The sequence below is a fragment of the Arthrobacter sp. AB6 genome (genome assembly GCF_031844545.1).
In the GTDB taxonomy this organism is placed as follows: Bacteria; Actinomycetota; Actinomycetes; order Actinomycetales; family Micrococcaceae; genus Arthrobacter.
Genome location: NZ_JAUZVL010000001.1, coordinates 74,995 through 93,876 on the forward strand (window position 1 = coordinate 74,995; position 18,882 = coordinate 93,876).

Sequence of the window (18,882 nt, forward strand, 5' to 3'; positions counted from 1 at the left end):
ACAGGTTCCGTGTCTTGAAAGCTGAAGGGCTCGTAGCCCTGCTGTGATGGATGTTCTCTACGCATTCATCAGAGTCAGGAGCTACGAGCCTTGATCGAGCCTACTTCGCCGCGCCCCGATGCTGCCACCGCCATCTTCAATGGCTCTTCACGGTTCGTGGTGAATGGTCTGCCGTGATGGGTGTTCATGCCGCTGTTCTTGCGGCACTGCGCAACAGGATACGCGTTTTGTAGTTGCGTGCGTTGGTGAATCCCCGGCCTGTCCTTTTGATGTGTTTGATCGCGGTGTTGTTGGCTTCCACTTTTGCCGTTGTCGCGCCGGTGACGATGAGGACTTCGATCTCTTTCCACCATCGGCAAACCGTGCGCCAGAGCCGGTTCGTTTCCGGTTGCGCGGCGTGCTGAACCAGGGTTTGCAGCCGTTCTTTCGCGGCCGCGGCACCGGCAAGAGACCCTGTGGCCAACAGCGTCCTCAGCTGTTCCTTCACCAGCCAGGCGGCCTGCAGTTTCCCGGTGGCGTCGTCAGCGGCGAACACCGTGGCCAGCCTGTCCCGTGCCCGGTCCGAAAGCGTGTCCCCGGCCCGGAGCAGTCGCCGGTTGGCCCAGACCGGGTCGACGGAGCGACCGCGCCGGCCAAGGACCTGCTGGGTGAGCCGCTGCCGGACCTCGGCGAGCATGTCATTGCCGAGCTTGACCAGGTGAAACGCGTCGACCGACACTGCGGTGCGCGGCAGCCACATCCGCAGGTCCTTGCGGAACGCCGCGGACGGGTCGATCGCGACGACCTGCACGCCCAAGCGCCATTCCAGCGGGCGGGCGAAGAGCCAGTTACCGACGCCCTCGCTGTCGCGGCCATCGACGATTCCCAGGACCTGTCCGGTGTCCAGATCGACAATGGTTGTCATCCACGGTTCGTACCGTTTCCAGGCCTTGGTGGCCGGGTCGCGGAAGAACCGCACGGACCGGTAGCGGTGTTCATCAATGCGGCTCTTCAGAATTGAGAGTGTAGTTTTGGTCTGAATCCGCCTGATTCCAGCAGTGATCTGGCGATGTAGTTGGTGAGGTTCCGGAAGCCGAGGGCGGAGCCTCGGAGGTGTTCCAATCTTCCGTTGATGGCCTCGGTGGGGCCGTTGGAGGTGCCGGGCCGGTCGAAATAGGCCAGGACGTCATGGGCCCGGCGTTTGAGCGTCCGCCCCAAGGTTTTGAGCTCGGTGAGGGCGGCCGGAACTCCTGTGCCGAGGGAATCGATCACGGCCTGCATCAGCTTCTTTCCCAGGACCCGGTCGGGTTCCCGATAGGCGGCGATCATGCCCTGGTAGACGCCCCAACTGGCTTCGACCTCGACATGGGCGTCGGTGGCGAACAAATCTTCAAGGCGTTGGCGTTGCTTCCCGGTCAGGAGAGCGGTTCCGGTGTGCAGGGTCCGCCGGGCTTTATAAAGCGGGTCACCGCTACGTCCGCGGTGGCCGCACGTCTGCTGTTGAACGCGCCGCCGGCATGAATCCAAGGCATCGGCGGCCAGGCGGATGACGTGGAAGGGGTCCATGACCGGGACCGCGTCTGGCAGCTCCTCGGCCGTGGCGCTTTTGAACCCGGAGAACCCGTCCATGGCCACAACCTCCACCCCGTCCCGCCAGTGCTGGGGACGTTCCTGCAACCAGGTCGTGAAGACGTGTTTCGAGCGGCCCTCAACCATGTCCAGCAACCGGGACGGACCGGTGCCGTCACGGATCGGGGTGAGGTCAATGATGACGGTGACGTACTTATCCCCGCGGCGGGTATGCCGCCACACATGCTCATCAACACCAATGACTCTCACCCCATCAAAACGGCGCGGATCATCGATCAACACGCGCCGGCCCTCGGCCAGGACGGCGCTGTTCGCGGTATTCCACGACACCCCCAGACCCTCAGCGACCCGGGCGACCGTCAGGTGCTGGCAGACGATTCCTTCCAGCGCCCAACGCAGCCCGCGGCGTGAGAGCTTCGCCCGCGGCTCGGCAGCCTTGGACATGTCCTGGCGCCACACGTGCCCGCACCCCGTGCAGCGGTAGCGGCGGACGCTGATCAACAGCGTCGTCGGCCGCCAGCCGAAGGGTTCATGACCGAGCCGGCGGGTCACCGTGTCCCTCGGGACGCCCTGGCACCCGCACTTGCGGCACCAATCATCAAGGTCGGTGACACGGCAGGCCAGAACGGCACCACCCGGACGGACATACTGCCCGGTCACCTCAAGACCGAGCCCGTCAAGCCGGCAGAATGTAGTCAGGTCAGGGCATTGGAAGGTAGCGTTAAACACGAAGGCCTTGCGGTAGAAAATCCAGATCTCGACAATCTGATTCTCTCCCAGGGCCTTCACCCTTCCCTGAAGCAACCCGCCGCCCACACCAGGCGCCCCGCTACAACGCCACTACACTCTCAATTCTGAAGAGCCATCAATGCCGAGCATTCGCGGGGCCAGGGCGTCGACATCCGGCAGCGTCAGCGCCGCGGAGTCTAGTGCCCGCTGCACGAGCCACCAGGAAACACCGAACGAGGAGGCGGCCTCCGCGGCGGCCCTTCCGGACCCGATCACGGCGGCCACGAGGGCGTCGCGCAACCGGCGGGTGGACCGTGCCCGGCGCGGAACCTGGGCGGTCTCCTCGGTGAACGTCCGGCGCGGGCACAAGTACTCGTCGCAAAAGAATCTTCGCTTGGCCCACTGCACTTCGACCGGCCCCGCGACAGGGATGTCGCGCAGGCGTTGCGGCCGACGTGAATGAACACGGCCGCTGATCACGCCGCAGCACGGACAGCCCGCCTCAGCGGTGGCCACCACGTGGATCCGCCGCTGTCCGAACGCGAGGACCTCGGTACCGGTGACGCGGTACTCAGGCAGATTGAAGATGGCGGTGGCAGCATCGGGGCGCGGCGAAGTAGGCTCGATCAAGGCTCGTAGCTCCTGACTCTGATGAATGCGTAGAGAACATCCATCACAGCAGGGCTACGAGCCCTTCAGCTTTCAAGACACGGAACCTGTTTCACCATCAACCGCGAAGAGCCCGATATCCTACGCGCTGTATCTCTCCACTATCCGATACTGTCCCAATGTAGCCATGCCGAGGCGCCCCTGGGGTTTGCGGATTCGGTGGTGCTCCTCGTTATCGCAGCGATCCTTGGACATCGTTACCTTGACCGTATTTTGCCGCGGCCCCGGTGGCTGGGTAATCAAGAGATCCGAGGCAAGCGGCTCGTTTATAACGGTCGCCTCAACTGCTGCGCTGGGTTACGTCGGGGAGGAAAAGCATGAGTCCCTGGTTCCGCAGTCCGCTTGGGACCGCGCCCACAAAAAATTGTCTCAACTAGGGGCGAATACCGGTTCGCTGCCGGTGATTATGCACTGTTGAGCGTATGAAACCGACGACGCGTCGGGAAGTATCCGACACGTCATATTCGGCGGGCGCAGCAGGTGCACCGTCGGCGATGTACTCGTCCAACACTATGCGGACGCCATCAGCAATTGCGTCAGGAGAAACGCCGACGGCCATGATCCCCGCGGTATCGATCGATTCCGGACGCTCAATGAAGTCTCGAAGCGTGACGGCCGGGAAACCGAGGATTGCGGACTCCTCACTGATTGTTCCACTGTCGGAGAGAACAACCTTGGCTGACTGCTGGAGTGCGACGTAGTCGTGGAACCCGAAAGGCGGGTGGAACGTTAGTCCCCCCTTCGATGCTTCTGGCAGCACATCAAGCCGCTTCCGGGTTCGCGGATGCGTAGACACAAGCACCGGCAGACCATAGGCGGTTGAGAGTTGACTCAAACCGTGCAGGACCGACGTAAGACGTTCCACGCTGTCTACATTCTCTTCGCGATGCAGGCTCACGAGAAAGTAGCCGTCAGGAGTCAGGTTCTGGCGTTCCAGTATGTCGCTCGCTGCGATGCCTTCGGCGTTCGCACTGAGCACTTCACGCATCGGTGAACCAGTGAGCATAATACGGGACGGGTGGATTCCTTCCGCCAGCAGGTTGCGCCGAGCATGCTCGGTGTAAACAAGGTTGTAATCGGCTACATGATCCACAAGGCGCCGGTTGACTTCCTCGGGAACATTCTCATCGAAACACCGGTTGCCAGCTTCCATGTGATAGACGGGAATCTTCATTCTGCGGGCCATTAATGCAGAAATGCAGCTATTAGTGTCTCCGAGCACGAGCATGGCATCCGGAGCTTCAGCAGTCAGCACGGATTCAATTTTGGTTAAGGTCGTTCCCAATAGAGCACCAAGTGACCGCGTATCGGCTTCCAGGAAATGATCAGGCCGGCGGAGACCCAGATTTTCGAAAAAGACCTCGTTGAGTTCGTAATCATAGTTTTGACCCGTATGTACCAGTATGTGATCCGTGTATCTGTCCAGCCGCTTGATAGTGGCAGCCAAGCGGATAATTTCAGGCCTGGTACCAACAACTGTCAGGACTTTCAGTTTCTGGGTCATATTTAGACGGGCTCCGGGATCGTGTCAGGTGCTGTTGGATCAAAGATTTCGTTGGTCCAGAAGGACGTGTAGAGAGTATCCGTTCCGGTGTTGGTTATTTTATGGGTCCACATCGTGGGCATGTCGACGGCTACCGGGGACTCCCCTGTTACCTGAAACTCGTGCACTTCGTCAGTGAACATTTTCCGAAGCGAGATAGTGGCTGTCCCGGCAAGCACGGTGAAACGCTCGATCTTTCGCCGGTGAAAATGGTCCCCTCTGCTAATACCAGGCTCTGTCGTTGAAAACGACGTCTGCCCCGTTCCTCCCCGAGTCCTGAGGATCTCAAAGAACGAACCGCGGGCATCGGCATGTCGGTGCAAAGCCACGGGCGCCTGCCCCGGAAATGTGTAAGACCGATACGTGTTGAAGAGGTCGCGATCGAACTTGGTGGAGATATCGGGGATGTCCCCTTGGTTGTAGGCAGCTGCGATTGCTCTTAGCCGTTTCAGCAGCCCTCCTACTGACTCCCGGACTTGCAGCGCGCCGGCTGCATCAGTTCCAACCGCGCCAATCAGAATGTCGGCAGCGTCCTGCACATGGAGAAGGGTCAGTTCCTTGTCGTCCTCCACCGTCGGTTCACTTCCCCGTGCCAGGAGGTGGCCGAAGGTAGCGGTGACTGCGTTGTAGAACGGCAGTCCATGTTCGCCAAACAAGTTCGGCAAAAGCACGTCCTCAAACCGCGCACCTATCTTTTCCGTTGCTAGCCTGAGTATCTCCGCCGCTTGGCTTTTGGCTTCCCCATATACGGTACCGTTCCGTGCCTGTTTGGAGTTGGCGAACACAACAGTGCCGGGCGGATTCGCGCTCTTGACGAGCGCATCCGCTACCTGTGTAGCGAAGTGGATGTTGCCGTCATGGATTTGGTCGTCAGTTCCTCGGTTCACCCCGGCCATGTGTATGAGCCGGTGCGCTCCCTCCATTGCCACGGAAGCATCGTCGGCATTGAAATCATCCCCTACACGGAACGAGCGAATCGGACGGTCCCCGTACAGCGCCGCCCGTGTGTGCCAACCTAGGAAACCGTTAGCGCCAGTTAGCGCGATCACACTCATTCGCGTACTAAGTCCTTATCCGCGGAGAGGCCTGCTGACGCAAGCTCCTGACGTACTTCGGGCAGAGTGAGGAGCATCTCCTCAACTTCAGAAACAGTCATCCTCTCCACAGTGTGAGAATCATAATCTGAGTATGCTGCCTGAACGAGGTCGCCTTGCTCAAAGTAGATGCTGTAGTTCAGATCGCGTTTATCCGCTTGAATTCGGAAGTACTCACCCATGTCTTGAGCACGTGCAAGTTCCTCGCGGGTGGCGAGCGCCTCAGACACTTTTTCTGCGTGCCTGGTGCCAATCACGTGAATGAGGGAGCGTGACCGGAAGAGGTTCACAGTTGCCTGCGCAAGATCTCCGATAGTGCAGGCTCTCGCTTTGCGAATGAACAGATCTCCCTGCTTCGCATTGTGGAAAGCAAATTCAACCAGGTCCACGGAGTCGGCGAGGGACATCATAAATCTCGTCATGTCAGGGTTGGTTACGGTAAGGTCCTTCCCCGCCTTGAGCTGTTTGATGAACAGCGGAATGACAGAACCGCGTGAATACATCACATTTCCATAGCGCACGCAGGAAACGGTGGTTTCAGCGTTTGGGTTGTTTAGTCCGTGCGACTGGGCCACCTTCTCCATCATCGCCTTGCTCATTCCCATGGCGTTTACGGGGTAAACGGCTTTATCGGTACTTAGGCAAACAACCGACTTCACTCCGGCAGCATCTGAAGCCCGTACGACATTTTCACTACCAATGATGTTGGTCTTCATGGCTTCAATGGGAAAAAACTCGCAGGACGGCACCTGCTTAAGGGCGGCTGCGTGGAATACAAAGTCTACGTCGCGGACTGCCCTCTCTACGCTTTGGTAGTCGCGGATATCTCCCACGTAGAACCGCAGGCGGGCATCGCCAATTTCATGGCGCATTAAGTCCTGCTTGGCTTCATCCCGACTAAGAATCCGGATCTGGTCGACGCCCCGCGTCAAAAGTTTCTTGGTAGCGATGTGACCGAACGAGCCGGTACCTCCCGTGACAAGGATGCGCTTTCCCTCGTATTGTCCCGAACTATCCATCATCAGATATCACCTTTCCCGCTGAAGACAGCCCTGCTGGTAGACATAGCGCTGTTCCTGAACCGCATGATTCACGCTCTGCTGTCAAGGAATTGCCCGATGGTTGATTCGACCAGTCCGAGAGAGGACTGTGTCATCGCTGACCCACTGGGTAGTGTTAGCCCTTGGTCGAACAATCGGTTCGAAGTCCCATTAATGAGGCCGCGCGCATGGCGGAACACCGGTTGGAGGTGCATAGGCTTCCAAAGGGGTCGGCTCTCGATATTCCGGGAGGTCAAAGCCGAGCCAAGCTCAGCTGGAGAGAACCCGCTATTCTCTTCGTCAACGAGTATGGAGGTCAACCAGCAATTGTCATCCGCATCAGATGCTCCCCCGAAAACTGATATGCCGGGAACACCGTCAAAGAGGCGCTTGTATTGCTGACGGTACTCCCGCCGTCGCGAAATCATTTCATCGAGCCGAAGCAACTGAGCCCGCCCCAAGGCAGCCAATAAATTACTCAGCCTATAGTTGTACCCTATATCGGCGTGCTCATAGTGCACGACAGGCATTCTGGCCTGCGTGGCCAAATACCGGACCCGGGATGCAATCTGCGCGTCGTCCGTGAGTAACATCCCACCCCCCGAGGTGGTCATAATCTTATTACCGTTGAAGGAGATTACGGCAACGTCCCCCCAAGCCCCGGCAGGTTTTCCTGCATGCATTGCACCGAGCGACTCTGCTGCATCGGCAATTAGCGGAACGCCGTAGCGCTGAGATATTTCGCTGATCGCCGTATAATCCACGGCTTTGCCCAGAAGGTCGACTGGTACGATGGCACCCACTCGTTCACCGGCAGCGGTAAGTGTCCGCAGTGCGTCTTCCAGTAAGTTCGGATCCATGTTTCCGGATTCCGGAAGACAATCGATGAAGAATGGTTCGGCACCTGTATAGCTGACCGCATTGGCTGTGGCGGCAAACGTCATGGTGGATGTCAGCACAACGGCTCCCGGTCCCACGCCCTGTGAGAGTAGGGCCAGATGGAGCGCCGCCGTACCCGAGCTTAGGGCAACGGCATGACTTCGGCCTATGCGCTCAGCCATCTCCTGTTCAAAGCGGTCAACATCCGGTCCTAAGGGTGCTATCCAGCCGGAACGGAGCGCGTCCAGGATGTATTTTTCCTCAAGTTCACCCACATCTGGAGCCGACATGTAGATCCGGTCAGTCATTCTTACTGCCTAGCGAGGTTGCAAGATAGGGCTTCGGGACTTCCGGGGTTCGGCCCGCGGATAGTCTCCATAGATCGAAATCAAGGGAAGCCGGATCCAGCAGTGGTACAGAGGTATGCGTCACCTTGTCGTGATAGGGCCGCTCCCCGTGCTCCTCCCGTCCAAATAACTCCTCGTGCAGTTTTTCGCCGGGACGGAGACCCGTGAACACGATGTCGACGGCCCTACCGGACATGGAAATCATTCGTTTTGCGACATCGAGTATTTTGACCGGATGCCCCATGTCCAGAATTAAGGCCTCACCCGGCCGGCCGATTGCCCCCGCCTGGATCACCAGTTGGCAAGCTTCCGGAATCGTCATGAAATATCTCGTAACCTCGGGGTCTGTCACTGTTACCGGGCCGCCAGCCTCAATCTGGGCAATGAAGGTTGGGAGCATAGAGCCGCGGCTTCCGATCACGTTACCGAAGCGAACAGACAAATAGGATCGCCCAGTTCTTTCGGCCGCCCAGGCTGTCAGTCTTTCGGCAAGCCTCTTCGAATTCCCAAGCACACTTGTGGGGTTCGCCGCCTTATCCGTAGAAATATTGATAAAGGTCTCGACTGCAGCGTGCTCGGAAGCTCCCAACACGTTCAGCGTGCCCATGACATTCGTTTTCCAAGCTTCTTCAGGATATTGCTCCAACATCGGCAAGTGCTTTAGCGCTGCAGCGTGGAAGACAACTTGTGGTCTTCTATTTTCGAAGATCGCGCGGACTGCCTCCCTGTCCCGGATGTCAGCCAGCACCACATCGCTGCTATTGAGCAGGCCATGGCCGGACAGCGTCAATTGAACACCGTGCAGCCCGGTTTCATCACGGTCCAACATGATGAGCTCCTGCGGTGCGTACTTTGACAGTTGGCGGCACAGTTCTGACCCGATAGACCCGCCAGCACCTGTAACAAGGACGCGCTTCCCAGCGACATATCCAGCAATCGATGCGATCTCTGTGTCCACTGGTCGGCGCCCAATGATGTCTTCGATCGCCACGTCCCTCAGATCGGCCAGCCTCATCCCGTCCTCGAGTATTTCGGAAAGAAGTGGCATCACCATCAATCGCAGGCCCGCCCGGTCAGCTGCATCTGAAATCCTCCGAATAAACTCGGCGTTCGCCCGCGCGACGCAAAGGACCAGTGCAGTAGCTTCCGTCCTTTTCGCCAATGCCTCCAACTCTGCGCCGGTGCCCAAGACCGGGACGTTCGACAGCCTTAGGTTGCGCTTATCTGGATCGTCTTCAATAAGCCCGACGGGCCTATACGGGGACGCCGGATCGCCCAGCATTGTTCTTATGAGATACGCACCAGTCTGGCCCGCTCCGTAGATCAGTGCACGCTCGGCAGAGTCCAGGGGACGGAACCTGCGTTCTGAGAGGAGCCTTCGAAGGTACCGGCTGCCACCCATCAATACGAATGCGACGGGCAAAGCTACCAAGGCAGTGCTTCGCGGCAAACCGGCAGCACTGAGGAAGAACAGATTGACGACGAACAGCACGGAGGCGACTGTGACCACGGTGGCGAGGAGCGTTTGTGCTTCATCAAAGGCCCCGTGCTGGTGCCGTCCCCGGTACAGGGCAAGCACCCACCCGACGGCCGCCTGGAAAATGATTGCCAACACAGCGAGGATTCCCACGGAAAGCCAGTTGACGCGCTCCACTACAAAATCGAATCGAAACAAGACAGCGAAGGTAATCGCCACAACCCAGACTTCAGCGTCAAGCGAGTACTGAACTACCCGTGATGCCCATCTGGCGGCGCGACCATCATCCGCTGTGCAACTTCGCGCGCCCCATGTCAATCGCATTTGACTTGTTTCCCCCCAAATTAAACTGGATACACTCGCTTCGTCACATCAGTCACGGGGGCGAGCTTCGTTGGAGGCCCCGTCGAATCCCTGAATCCCCGCTTCATTAAAGCATCTTCCGGGGAAGCCGCCGCCGGCGAGCATCGTGAATATGTTTTTTCATCCGCCGTCACGAAAATGACGAGTCGGCAGAAAGTGCCGGCAAGCTACAGCGATGGCGTCGAGGGTGATTCCGATCCCGTCCGGTTGTGAGCTGAGGAACCGGGTACGATGAGGGAAACTTCCCCTCAGAACTTCATCCGGAAGGGGCTCGACTTTGGAGCTTAAGGACTACCTGCGCATCATACGACGCAACTGGATTGTGGTCGTCGCCTGCGCATTGATCGGCATCCTGGGGGCAGGTGCGGTGTCCTTGCTCATGAAACCGAACTACAGGTCCGAGACGAAACTCTTTGTTGCCCTCCAGAATTCCGGCTCCGTCTCTGAGCTTCAGCAAGGCAACGCATTCAGCCAGGCCCGCGTGCAGTCGTATGTGAAGACAGTTACCACACCCACAGTCCTGCAACCAGTAATAGATAGCCTGGATTTGAAGGTAACCCCCCAGGCCTTGGCTAAGACAATCGTTGCGACGTCGGACCTGAATACTGTTCTCATCAGCATCTCCGTCCAGAATGAATCCCCTGTACGGGCAGCCGCAATTGCGCAATCGGTAAGCCGAAGCTTGATAGCTGCCGTTGAGGAATTGGAGAAACCTTCAAACGGCGGCACCTCGCCAGTAAAGCTGTCAATAGTTACCCCGGCCGTTGCTCCAGTTTCGCCCCACTCACCCAACGTTCAGATGAACCTGGTGTTAGGGCTCTTTGCGGGATTGGCTTCCGGAGTCGGCCTTGCAGTTCTTCGGGCGATTCTTGACACAAGAATCCGCGGCGAGGCCGATCTGCGCCGAGTCACAAGCTCTGCCGTGTTGGGCGGGATCAGCTTCGACACGGACGCCATCAAGAAGCCGCTGTTGACGCAGGCCGGGCAACAAAGCCCCCGTGCGGAATCTTTCCGACAGCTTAGGACCAACCTTCAATTCGCCCACGTAAGCCACGAATCGAAGACCGTTTTGGTTACATCTTCCATTCCGGGAGAGGGAAAGAGCACGACCGCAACTAATCTTGCGATTGCCATGGCGGAGTCGGGACAGTCCGTTGCTCTAGTAGATGCAGACCTGCGACGGCCGATGGTCGCCGAGTATCTGGGGCTCGAACGAAATGCCGGATTAACGACGGCATTGATTGGCAAAGCTGACGTCAATGATGTGTTGCAGTCTTGGGGCGACGGCGAGCTCTATGTGCTGACATCCGGCCAGATACCTCCGAATCCCAGCGAATTGCTCGGGTCCGAGAAGATGAGGCAACTGATCACCCGGTTGGAAAGCGTCTTCGACGCTGTCATAATCGACGCTCCTCCCCTCCTCCCGGTGACTGACGCCGCGGTTCTCGCGCAGCAGGTTGGCGGAGTTGTGGTAGTTGTGGGCACACAAAAGGTGCGAACCGGCGATCTTGAGAAGTCCTTGGCATCGCTGCAGATGGTCCACGCCGACGTCTTGGGTATTGTCCTCAACCGCCTGCCTGTAAAGGGTCCAGATGCGTATGCCTATGGCTACGGATCCTACGGCTATACCAGCCCATCCGAACCGCAGGTCAAATCCTCGATTAACGCAGACCACGACGATGCATCGAATACGGATGGAGTCTTCGCCGAGGAAATTTTTCATGGAAGTACCCGCGAGGCCACCCGTTTCACGGGCGGCCGGGGGCAGGGAGCCTAGTGCTCGCTGGCAAGAGACAGAACCTCCTGGGACATCAGTCCGAAGCGTCCGACACCAGATATTCGCGAACACGGCAGCCCCTACCCGACCCAAAGGGACGCAGACGTATTTTTCGCCTGCGTACGATAAGTATCATCGGGGGTCTCGTGCTCGCCGCCGCTGCCGTGGGCGGCTGGCTCTTGTACCGAGCCCTTGAGATAAGGAGCGAAGTAGAGAGCGTTACTAGCCTCGTATCTGAATTCAAATACAGTCTGCTCGCACACGACGATGCGGCGGCGCGTTTGACATTGGCACAGCTCCAGGACCACATTGGGCGGGCCCGCAGTGCCGCAACGGATCCGCTATGGAAAGCGGCCGGTTCGGTCCCCGGGGTCGGCGCCAACTTCTCCGTTGTTTCTGAGCTGGTTCTTTCTGCCGATGATGTCGTAAACGGCGCCGCTCAACCGCTGCTTTCTGCCTACAGCTCGCTTGATTGGAAGTCGCTGAAGCCTGTCGAGGGGAAATTCGATGTATCAGCTCTTGCCGCTTCCTCGCCGAGCATCGTCGCGGCCGCCAATACGGTTGATCTGACTTACACACGGCTTGCCGGCATCGAGGATGAGGGTCTTCTCCCAGCAGTAGCCCTACCCCTGGCAGACGTAAGAAACACCTTGCACGACCTTCGGCGCTCGCTCAACACCGCGGCGGATACTTCGAGAATTCTCCCTAACATGATGGGAACAGCCGGCGCCCGGAACTACCTGGTTCTGATACAAAACAATGCAGAAATCCGGGCGACTGGGGGTCTGCCGGGAGCATTGGCTGTCCTGAGAGTGGAAGACGGGACCGTTAGCCTTGCAGCGCAGTCCAGCGGAGCGGCGCTTGGCAAATTTTCGCCTCCAGTAGATGTGGATTCCGCTCAAAGCACCATCTACAGCAAGCGCTTAGGCGCCTATATCAGTGATGTCAACCTCACACCGGACTTTCCGACGGCGGCGAAGACCGCAAAGTCGATGTGGGAGACCCGGCACGGGACGCCGATAGACGGCGTCATTGCTTTGGACCCTGTGGTCTTGGCACATATCCTCAAGGCATCAGGACCCGTCTCCATACCGAGCGTGGACCCAGAGTTGGACTCACGCCTTCCCCGAGTCTTAGACGGGGGCAATGTCGTCAAGGTCCTTCTCTCTGACGTCTACTCGAGTGCCAGGACCAACGAGTTGCAGGATGCCTACTTCGCCTCCGTCTCCAAGGCAATTTTCAGCCTTTTGTCCTCTGGGAAAGTTCAGAGCGACCTGCTGCTCAGTGCCTTCACAAAAAGTGCTGAGGAGCACCGACTCCTGGTTTGGAGTGGCTACCCGGATGAGCAGGACGTTTTACAAAACACGCCGGTTGGAGGCTCGATATCTGGCCCCGCCGTTGGCGGTGCTTCCTTCGGCGTTTACTTTAATGATGGCACCGGTGCCAAAATGGATTACCACGTGCGAAGAACTGTCCAACTGATAGGGACTTGCACAACTGGGGATTACACCGACTACAAAGTCAAGGTCACGTTGGCGAATACAGCGCCGCCGGACGCTGCGACGTCCCTGCCTAAGGCCGTAACGGGAGGGGGAAGTTTTGGCACCCCTGCCGGGTCCATCCAGACAAACGTCGTGGTTTACGGCCCGGCGCTATCACATCTGGATACGGCTCTCCAAGACAAAGGGCAGGTCGCCTTTGGGTCCTATCTGCACAAGGATCGCCCTGTAGGAGTCGTCACAACCCGGTTGGCGGCAGGCGAGTCAACTGAGCTTGAGCTAACCTTTGGCAGAGTCGTACAAAAAACGGATCCTGTCGTCGTTGTCACTCCGACAGTGCAGGAAGTCAACGATGTGCTTATACGGACCGAGAGATTTGACTGCAGCACCGCCATTAAATAACTGCTAACAGGATCTTCCATAGAGCAGTCCCTTACCCCGAAATCATTTTGTAAACAGATTTGACCGCATTGCTCCCGTGAACTCACAGGTGGTAACGTGCTTTTGGGATATACGTCCGGGATTCTGCAGAGGTCTCATGCAGGGAGGAACCTTCCTCACATCGGATTCATCAAAAAATAACGTCTCCGGGGGGACACAATGAAGAAAATATTCGCTGCACTTGTACTCGCGGGCTCTCTCGCCGCCGTCGGCACTGCTCCGGCAATGGCGACGACCTACCCAGCTCCTGACAACTGCGTAGTTGTATCAGACGCAACCGTTGCCACGGGAGAAACGTTCGTCCTTTCCGGTAACTGCTTTGCGGCCAACGAAACCATCACCATCACGTTGACGCTCACGGCCGCTCCCCAGGCAATCAGTGGCGGAGCCGGTGGTGCCAGCATGGCCGTACCTTCGAAGATCAGCGTGCCGATGGCACCGCAGACCTTCACCACAACAGCCGACAGCAACGGTGATTTTACCTTCCCTATGCAGATCAGCGATCCGGGAACCTACACACTGACGGCCACGGGTAATACGTCCCGTGTCTCCGACAGTGCAACGGTAACCGTTGTAGCAGCAGCCAGCGCTCCTCTGGCCAACACCGGTGGAGCTCCCTTGGCGAACACGGGTGCTGACGCCAGCCTGCTCCTTTGGGGTGCAGCAGGCGTGGGCGCACTGGGCCTCGGCGCAGCAGGCGTCATTATCGTCCGCCGCAACAAGAACCAGGCTTCCGCCTAGCAGCAACGCGTCAAGAGCGAGAACAGGTGGGTGGTTTTCCGGGCAGCCGGAACACCACCCACCTTTTGCATGCCGCTGCATTGGACTGGCCCAACGACGGGTTGTGCGAGCTATGACTGGTATGGGAAGACACTGGCGCAGGACACCACGAGAGTTCGACTTCTCAGTACCGCTCCCCCGCCCCCCAGTGCTCCGCTATGTCCTTGTGGGACTTCTGGGGATTGCAGCCCTGGGCACCGCAGCACTGGCCCTGCTCCGGACTACGTGAGGCCGTCTTGAGGCACCTCCGTAACCCCAGGCATTGGCGGGTACTTCTCGTCGCGATGCTGGTCCCCCTGGCTTTCGTCGCCTTCTGGCCCACCCCGGTGGACAAGCCTGTGGCCGGCACCCTCGCCGGCATCCTGGACTTCCTTCACCGCCACGGAATTCCAGCTTGGTTTAACTACAAATTTGTTGAGGCATCGGCAAATGTAGGGCTCTTCGTGCCGCTGGGGATAGTAAGCTCACTGGCCTTTCCTAATAAATGCTGGTGGCAGGTTGGAGCATTTGGACTGCTGATTTCCGGCTGCATGGAGCTCGGTCAGTTGCTATTTCTTCACAGCCGCTTTCCTACCCCGCAAGACCTCGTGACAAACACGTCAGGAGCGGTCATGGGCGCGCTCCTGACAGGGTGGGCGCTCAAAAGACTAGAGGCCCGCAACCCTTCGGTAGCGGACCTCTAGAAGTCATTGAAGCGTAAAGCTAGTTCACGAAGCCCTTCATCCAGGTCTTCAGGTCCTCCCCGAACTCGACGCGCTCGGACGCGAGCGTGATGACTGCCTTGAGGTAGCTCAGCTTGTCGCCCGTGTCGAAGCGGCGGCCCTTGAACACCACCCCGTAAACGCCGGAGCCCTCCCCCTCGCCGGTGGCAAGCGTCTGCAGCGCATCGGTCAGCTGGATTTCGCCGCCCCGGCCGGGCTCCGTCTCCTCGAGGACGCCGAACACTGACGGGTGCAGCACGTACCGGCCAATAACCGCCAGATTGGACGGTGCCTCGCCCACTGCGGGCTTCTCCACCAGGCTGTTCACGCGGACGTAATCCTCACCGTCCACTGCGGTGATGTCCGCGCAGCCGTAGGCACTGATCTGGGAGGGATCAACCTCGATCAGGGCGATCACCGAACCGCCGGTCTTCTGCTGCACCGCCATCATGGTGCTCAGCAGATCCTCGGCTTCGTCAATGAGGTCGTCACCCAGCAGGACAGCGAACGGCTCGTTGCCCACGTGCTGCGCTGCGCACAGCACCGCATGACCCAGGCCTTTGGCCTCGCCCTGGCGGACATAGTGGATGGGGCCCAGCTCGGACGCGTGCTCCACAGAAGCGAGGCGGTCCGTGTCGCCCTTCTTCTCCAGCGCACGCTCCAGGCCAGGCTCGCGGTCGAAGTGGTCCTCCAGGGAGCGCTTGTTGCGCCCCGTGATCATCAGCAGGTCGGTGAGGCCCGACTTCACGGCTTCCTCGACGACGTACTGGATGGCTGGCCGGTCAACCACCGGCAACATTTCCTTCGGCATAGCCTTGGTGGCGGGCAGGAAGCGAGTCCCCAATCCGGCAGCAGGAATGACGGCTTTGGTGATAGCTTTCCCCGTAGTCATAGCTGAACCTTACAAACCAGCTATGACTGATAGCAATTTCCTTGGCGGACCACCTATGCGGACGGGTAAGGCCCGGACTCGGCCGAGAACGTGGTTCCGCCTTCATCCGTCACCATCTGGTCCGATTCCCTGAGCACAGCCGATGCGGAACAGTCATCGCAGCGGCCAACAAACTGGTGGGGGCAGGCCGCGAGGTTGGTCCCGTCCCCGGTGGACATTCTGATTCGCATGGTTCCCGCCGTTCCTGAATCGTCCCGGCTCACCAGGAGACTCATTCGTCCAACCGCCGCGAGGGTGGTGCCGGCGAATGCTGCGGTGGGAGCGTGGCCACTAAGCCCTCGCCTCGCCGGCACTTCCATTGAACAACCAGGCCAGGCGGGAAACACGAGTAGGCGATACGTGTTTACAACGGGCCAACCGTACTTACCCAAGTCCAGGGAACCGGGCCCTACCTAAGCCCCCATCGGGCCTGGCTCCACAGGCGCCTAACCCCCAAATACCGGCTCCCGCTTCTCCTGGAACGCCCGGAAACCCTCGGCATAATCCTCGGTCTTGCAGAGCCTAGCCTGCTCAGTGTTCTCCTCCGCCATGGCCTCCCACAGGCCCAGGCGCTGGTCCCGGATGTGCGCCACCAGCTCCTTGCTGGCCACGAACGCGCCGGTGGCGCCGGTGGCCACCTTCGCCACAATCTCCCGGGTGCTGTCCAACAACGACGCCGCCGGCATGGCCCGGCTGAACAGCCCCTGGGCCACGGCCTCGGCGCCGGAAATCAGCTCCGCGGTGTAGATCAGGTCCAGCGTCCGGTGCATGCCCAGCCGCTCCGTGAAGTACCAGTGCCCGCCCGAGTCCAGCGTGGCCCCCAGCTTGGCGAACGGTGAGCCGAACTTCGCGTTCTCCGCCACGTAAACCACGTCCGTGGCCAGCAGCAGCCCCAGCCCCACGCCCAGGCACGCCCCGTGGGCGGCCGCGAACGTCGGAGCGGGGAAGGACGCCATCTTCTTCAGCAACGGCTCCACCAGCCCGCCCAGGTACGCGGCAGCGACGTCGCTCTCCGGCTTCACCGCAGAGATGTCGCGGCCCGCGCAGAAGGCCCGGCCCTCTCCCCTCAGCAGCAGCGCCCGCACCTCACCGCGCGAGGCGGCGGCAGCAGCGTCGTCGTACGCCTGGGACAGCTCCGCCAGCGCCTGCTCATCCAGCGAGTTCAGCTTGTGCGGGGCGTCCAGCACAACCTCGGCAACGCCGTTGGTGATGGAGAGGGAAATCATGGGGCTCCTATTGTTCAGACGGGCAACTTGGGACGGGTCAGGACTCAGACGTCGAAGTCGACCGTGACTTCCTTGCTGGTGGGGTGGCTCTGGCAGGTCAGCACATAGCCCTTGTCCAGCTCATCCTGCTCCAGCGCGTAGTTTTCGTCCATGGTCACGCTGCCGGTGACCACCTTCGCCCGGCACGTGCCGCACACTCCCCCGGCACACGCGAACGGCACATCCGGACGGACCCGCAGCGCGGCGTTGAGGATGGACTCGCGGGCATGGGTGGGGCTGGCCACCTCGCCCTGCAGGCCGTCCAGCTTGAACGTGATCTTGTACGTCTCCTTGGACTCGTCCACCAGCACGGGACGGCCGGCGTTGCCCTCCGGCTTGTCCGGCTTGCCGGACGTGAACAGCTCGAACCGGACGTTTTCCGGCTTCACGCCGCGCTCGGCCAAAGTGTCCCGGCACAGCTGCACCAGCTCGAACGGCCCGCACAGGAACCACTCGTCCACATCGTCCGCGTGGATGGCGGTGCCAAGCAGCTGCCGGAGCTTCTGCGAATCGATCCGGCCGGACAGCAGCGGGGCGATCCGCTGCTCGCGGGACAGCACGTGGTGGATGGCCAGCCGCTGCGGGTACTTGTCCTTCAGGTCCGCGAGCTCCTCCAGGAACATCACGTCCATGGCGGCCTTGTTGGCGTAGATGAGATCGAACCGGCACTCCGGGTTGGCGGCCAGCAGTGTCCGGGCGATGGCGATCACCGGGGTAATGCCGGATCCGGCGGCAATGGCCACGAAGTTCGCTTCCCCCTGGGAGGCGACGTCCCCCGCCAGCTCCTCCGGGTTGTTCATGGAGTTCATCCGGTTCTGCTCCACGGCCTGGCCGTCGCGGCCGTGCCGGGACACGAACGCGCCCATGGGGCTCATGACGTCCAGGGTGTCCCCGGCCTTCAGCTCGGCGTTGGCCCAGGTGGAGAACAGTCCGCCCAGGTCCTTCTTGATGGCCACGCGGATCTCGCTGGTGCCGTCCCCGAAGCTGCGCGGCTCGGCGCAGATGGAGTAGCTGCGGCGGATTTCCTTGGGCTCGCCGGCCTCGTCCGGCAGCGTGGTGCGCAGGGCCACGTACTGGCCGGGCAGGTAGTCGAACTGGCCGGCGAGCTCCGCGGGCACATGGAATGCGACCTCGATGGCGTCCTCGGTGAGCCGGCGCACCTCCTTCACGGCGAGGGTGTGGAAGGACGGACGACGGCGGCCGGTGGCCTGCGCCTCTTCGGCGGCGGTCTGGCGGACAACAGGCATGGGGCTTCCTTACAGCACTTTGAAGTAGTCGAACGGTTCCCTGCAGTCCTGGCACACATAGAGCGCCTTGCAGGAGGTGGAGCCGAAGCGGGTGAGCTCTTTGGTGTTCAGGCTGGCGCACTGCGGGCACTTGACGGCCATCTTCAGCCGGATGGGGCCGGCGTGCCGTGCCGCTCCCGCCTTGCCGGACGGCGGGGCGATGCCGTACTCCTGCAGCTTCTGCTTTCCGGCGTCCGTCATCCAGTCCGTGGTCCAGGCCGGGGCGAGCACCAGGTCCACCTCCACGTCCGCGTAGCCCTCCTTGGCAAACGCCGTCTTGAGGTCATCGCGGATGGCGTCCATGGCCGGGCAGCCCGAGTAGGTGGGCGTGATGGTGACTCTTACCTTTTCGCCCGTCACGTCCACATTCCGCAGGATCCCCAGGTCCTCGATGCTCAGCACCGGGATCTCCGGGTCCACCACGGTGGCGGCGATGTCCCAGGCCTTCTGCCGGGGCGTCCGGGTCCGGGTTTCGAAATCGGAGATGTACAT

At 60.1% G+C, this 18,882-nt stretch carries 17 protein-coding genes; 4 read left to right on the forward strand and 13 right to left on the reverse strand.

The features are described 5' to 3' along the window. Positions 1 to 184: 184 nt before the first annotated feature. The 8 genes from Q9R30_RS00345 to Q9R30_RS00380 all read right to left on the reverse strand — a co-directional run bounded on the left by Q9R30_RS00345 (position 185) and on the right by Q9R30_RS00380 (position 9,566). On the reverse strand, positions 185 to 958 hold the full coding sequence (locus tag Q9R30_RS00345; RefSeq protein WP_311216425.1) for a transposase: 774 nt from the start codon (positions 956 to 958) through the stop codon (positions 185 to 187). Positions 959 to 990: 32 nt separating this feature from the next. Further along, positions 991 to 2,298 (reverse strand): ISL3 family transposase, encoded by a 1,308-nt coding sequence (locus tag Q9R30_RS00350; protein ID WP_311216539.1) that lies wholly within the window; start codon positions 2,296 to 2,298, stop codon positions 991 to 993. 111 nt (positions 2,299 to 2,409) lie between these two features. Beyond that, on the reverse strand, positions 2,410 to 2,928 hold the full coding sequence (locus Q9R30_RS00355) for a transposase family protein (RefSeq protein WP_311216426.1): 519 nt from the start codon (positions 2,926 to 2,928) through the stop codon (positions 2,410 to 2,412). 412 nt (positions 2,929 to 3,340) lie between these two features. Next, on the reverse strand, positions 3,341 to 4,471 hold the full coding sequence (wecB, locus tag Q9R30_RS00360; protein ID WP_311216427.1) for a non-hydrolyzing UDP-N-acetylglucosamine 2-epimerase: 1,131 nt from the start codon (positions 4,469 to 4,471) through the stop codon (positions 3,341 to 3,343). 2 nt (positions 4,472 to 4,473) lie between these two features. Beyond that, positions 4,474 to 5,565, reverse strand: coding sequence for a capsular biosynthesis protein (locus Q9R30_RS00365; protein ID WP_311216428.1), 1,092 nt, complete (start codon positions 5,563 to 5,565; stop codon positions 4,474 to 4,476). Beyond that, positions 5,562 to 6,626, reverse strand: a complete 1,065-nt coding sequence (locus tag Q9R30_RS00370) for a polysaccharide biosynthesis protein (RefSeq protein ID WP_311216429.1) — start codon at positions 6,624 to 6,626, stop codon at positions 5,562 to 5,564. Before Q9R30_RS00370 ends, Q9R30_RS00365 begins: the two co-directional genes overlap by 4 nt. Before the next feature lie 68 nt (positions 6,627 to 6,694). After that, positions 6,695 to 7,831 (reverse strand): aminotransferase class I/II-fold pyridoxal phosphate-dependent enzyme, encoded by a 1,137-nt coding sequence (locus Q9R30_RS00375; protein WP_311216430.1) that lies wholly within the window; start codon positions 7,829 to 7,831, stop codon positions 6,695 to 6,697. Next, on the reverse strand, positions 7,824 to 9,566 hold the full coding sequence (locus Q9R30_RS00380) for a nucleoside-diphosphate sugar epimerase/dehydratase (RefSeq protein WP_311216431.1): 1,743 nt from the start codon (positions 9,564 to 9,566) through the stop codon (positions 7,824 to 7,826). Before Q9R30_RS00380 ends, Q9R30_RS00375 begins: the two co-directional genes overlap by 8 nt. Positions 9,567 to 9,987: 421 nt before the next feature. Between Q9R30_RS00380 and Q9R30_RS00385 the strand changes: the two genes are divergently transcribed. The 4 genes from Q9R30_RS00385 to Q9R30_RS00400 all read left to right on the forward strand — a co-directional run bounded on the left by Q9R30_RS00385 (position 9,988) and on the right by Q9R30_RS00400 (position 14,890). Then, positions 9,988 to 11,487, forward strand: a complete 1,500-nt coding sequence (locus Q9R30_RS00385) for a polysaccharide biosynthesis tyrosine autokinase (protein ID WP_311216432.1) — start codon at positions 9,988 to 9,990, stop codon at positions 11,485 to 11,487. A 146-nt stretch (positions 11,488 to 11,633) separates the two neighbouring features. Continuing rightward, entirely contained in the window at positions 11,634 to 13,388 is a 1,755-nt protein-coding gene (locus Q9R30_RS00390) for a DUF4012 domain-containing protein (protein WP_311216433.1), read from the forward strand. 198 nt (positions 13,389 to 13,586) lie between these two features. After that, a complete protein-coding gene (locus Q9R30_RS00395; protein ID WP_311216434.1) occupies positions 13,587 to 14,168 on the forward strand; it encodes an LPXTG cell wall anchor domain-containing protein in 582 nt (193 codons plus the stop codon). Between the two features lie 377 nt (positions 14,169 to 14,545). Then, on the forward strand, positions 14,546 to 14,890 hold the full coding sequence (locus tag Q9R30_RS00400) for a VanZ family protein (protein WP_311216435.1): 345 nt from the start codon (positions 14,546 to 14,548) through the stop codon (positions 14,888 to 14,890). A 19-nt stretch (positions 14,891 to 14,909) separates the two neighbouring features. Here the strand turns inward: Q9R30_RS00400 and galU are convergent, their stop codons facing one another. From galU to paaD, 5 genes are all read right to left on the reverse strand, one after another. Continuing rightward, positions 14,910 to 15,800, reverse strand: a complete 891-nt coding sequence (gene galU / locus Q9R30_RS00405) for a UTP--glucose-1-phosphate uridylyltransferase GalU (protein ID WP_104998861.1) — start codon at positions 15,798 to 15,800, stop codon at positions 14,910 to 14,912. 53 nt (positions 15,801 to 15,853) lie between these two features. Next, positions 15,854 to 16,030 carry a hypothetical protein gene (locus Q9R30_RS00410; protein WP_311216436.1) on the reverse strand — a complete coding sequence of 59 codons (177 nt, stop codon included), beginning with the start codon at positions 16,028 to 16,030 and terminating at the stop codon, positions 15,854 to 15,856. Between the two features lie 255 nt (positions 16,031 to 16,285). Further along, the gene (locus Q9R30_RS00415; RefSeq protein WP_311216437.1) at positions 16,286 to 17,065 is read right to left on the reverse strand and encodes an enoyl-CoA hydratase/isomerase family protein; all 780 of its coding nucleotides are present in this window, start codon (positions 17,063 to 17,065) and stop codon (positions 16,286 to 16,288) included. A 44-nt stretch (positions 17,066 to 17,109) separates the two neighbouring features. Then, complete coding sequence (gene paaE / locus Q9R30_RS00420; RefSeq protein WP_311216438.1) at positions 17,110 to 18,351, reverse strand: 1,2-phenylacetyl-CoA epoxidase subunit PaaE; 1,242 nt, start codon at positions 18,349 to 18,351, stop codon at positions 17,110 to 17,112. 9 nt (positions 18,352 to 18,360) lie between these two features. Then, complete coding sequence (paaD, locus tag Q9R30_RS00425) at positions 18,361 to 18,882, reverse strand: 1,2-phenylacetyl-CoA epoxidase subunit PaaD (RefSeq protein ID WP_311216540.1); 522 nt, start codon at positions 18,880 to 18,882, stop codon at positions 18,361 to 18,363.

Coding starts and splice junctions, on each gene's coding strand:
- wecB (WP_311216427.1), bottom strand. CDS start 4,471: ATGACCCAGAAACTGAAAGTCCTGACAGTTGTTGGTACCAGGCCTGAA.
- Q9R30_RS00365 (WP_311216428.1), bottom strand. CDS start 5,565: ATGAGTGTGATCGCGCTAACTGGCGCTAACGGTTTCCTAGGTTGGCAC.
- Q9R30_RS00370 (WP_311216429.1), bottom strand. CDS start 6,626: ATGATGGATAGTTCGGGACAATACGAGGGAAAGCGCATCCTTGTCACG.
- Q9R30_RS00375 (WP_311216430.1), bottom strand. CDS start 7,831: ATGACTGACCGGATCTACATGTCGGCTCCAGATGTGGGTGAACTTGAG.
- Q9R30_RS00395 (WP_311216434.1), top strand. CDS start 13,587: ATGAAGAAAATATTCGCTGCACTTGTACTCGCGGGCTCTCTCGCCGCC.
- galU (WP_104998861.1), bottom strand. CDS start 15,800: ATGACTACGGGGAAAGCTATCACCAAAGCCGTCATTCCTGCTGCCGGA.
- Q9R30_RS00410 (WP_311216436.1), bottom strand. CDS start 16,030: ATGCGAATCAGAATGTCCACCGGGGACGGGACCAACCTCGCGGCCTGC.
- Q9R30_RS00415 (WP_311216437.1), bottom strand. CDS start 17,065: ATGATTTCCCTCTCCATCACCAACGGCGTTGCCGAGGTTGTGCTGGAC.
- paaE (WP_311216438.1), bottom strand. CDS start 18,351: ATGCCTGTTGTCCGCCAGACCGCCGCCGAAGAGGCGCAGGCCACCGGC.
- paaD (WP_311216540.1), bottom strand. CDS start 18,882: ATGTACATCTCCGATTTCGAAACCCGGACCCGGACGCCCCGGCAGAAG.